The following is a 1,835-nucleotide window of genomic DNA, read 5'->3' as shown; positions in this document are numbered from 1 at the left end:
CTGGACGTATCAGAAGTGCGAATGCTGACATGAGTAACGATAAAGGGGGTGAAAAACCTCCTCGCCGGAAGACCAAGGGTTCCTGTCCAACGTTAATCGGGGCAGGGTAAGTCGACCCCTAAGGCGAGGCCGAAAGGCGTAGTCGATGGGAAACGGGTTAATATTCCCGTACTTCTTACAATTGCGATGGGGGGACGGAGAAGGCTAGGTGGGCCTGGCGACGGTTGTCCAGGTTCAAGTGCGTAGGCTGAGAAATTAGGTAAATCCGGTTTCTCTTAAGGCTGAGACACGACGTCGAGCATCTACGGATGTGAAGTCATTGATGCCATGCTTCCAGGAAAAGCCTCTAAGCTTCAGATTGTAAGGAATCGTACCCCAAACCGACACAGGTGGTCGGGTAGAGAATACCAAGGCGCTTGAGAGAACTCGGGTGAAGGAACTAGGCAAAATGGTACCGTAACTTCGGGAGAAGGTACGCTCTCGACGGTGAAGTCCCTCGCGGATGGAGCTATTGAGAGTCGCAGATACCAGGTGGCTGCAACTGTTTATTAAAAACACAGCACTGTGCAAAATCGCAAGATGACGTATACGGTGTGACGCCTGCCCGGTGCCGGAAGGTTAATTGATGGGGTTAGACTTCGGTCGAAGCTCTTGATCGAAGCCCCGGTAAACGGCGGCCGTAACTATAACGGTCCTAAGGTAGCGAAATTCCTTGTCGGGTAAGTTCCGACCTGCACGAATGGCGTAATGATGGCCACGCTGTCTCCACCCGAGACTCAGTGAAATTGAAATCGCTGTGAAGATGCAGTGTACCCGCGGCTAGACGGAAAGACCCCGTGAACCTTTACTACAGCTTGGCACTGAACATTGACCCTACATGTGTAGGATAGGTGGGAGGCTTTGAAGCGCAGTCGCTAGATTGCGTGGAGCCGTCCTTGAAATACCACCCTTGTAGTGTTGATGTTCTAACGTCGACCCCTAATCGGGGTTGCGGACAGTGCCTGGTGGGTAGTTTGACTGGGGCGGTCTCCTCCCAAAGCGTAACGGAGGAGCACGAAGGTGGGCTAATCACGGTTGGACATCGTGAGGTTAGTGCAATGGCATAAGCCCGCTTGACTGCGAGAATGACAATTCGAGCAGGTGCGAAAGCAGGTCATAGTGATCCGGTGGTTCTGAATGGAAGGGCCATCGCTCAACGGATAAAAGGTACTCCGGGGATAACAGGCTGATACCGCCCAAGAGTTCATATCGACGGCGGTGTTTGGCACCTCGATGTCGGCTCATCACATCCTGGGGCTGAAGTCGGTCCCAAGGGTATGGCTGTTCGCCATTTAAAGTGGTACGCGAGCTGGGTTTAGAACGTCGTGAGACAGTTCGGTCCCTATCTGCCGTGGGCGTTGGAGAATTGAAAGGGGCTGCTCCTAGTACGAGAGGACCGGAGTGGACGAACCTCTGGTGTTCGGGTTGTGTCGCCAGACGCATTGCCCGGTAGCTAAGTTCGGGATCGATAACCGCTGAAAGCATCTAAGCGGGAAGCGAGCCTTGAGATGAGTTCTCCCTGATACTTTAAGTATCCTAAAGGGTTGTCGTAGACTACGACGTTGATAGGCAGGGTGTGTAAGCGTTGTGAGGCGTTGAGCTAACCTGTACTAATTGCCCGTGAGGCTTAACCATACAACACCCAAGGGGTTTTGATGGACTCAATGAAAGAACATTGAATGTGTAAAAACGAGAATTAAAAAACAGCTTTCCAGATTAAAGAATTTGCTTGGCGACCATAGCGTTTTGGACCCACCTGATTTCCATGCCGAACTCAGAAGTGAAACGAAATAGCG

2 rRNA genes (1 of these 2 running past the window's edge) are annotated in these 1,835 nt (G+C 51.9%); both read left to right on the top strand.

The annotated features are described in order from the left end of the window. A 23S ribosomal RNA gene (locus R7Q48_RS23825) occupies nt 1-1,674 on the top strand; it begins 1,253 nt to the left of the window's first position. 93 nt (nt 1,675-1,767) lie between these two features. After that, nucleotides 1,768-1,835, top strand: a 5S ribosomal RNA gene (gene rrf, locus R7Q48_RS23820); the annotation flags it as partial.

Source organism: Vibrio sp. 378, from assembly GCF_033339435.1.
Note: the sequence above shows the minus strand (reverse complement) of the source record. Positions and strands in the feature narration are given on the sequence as shown.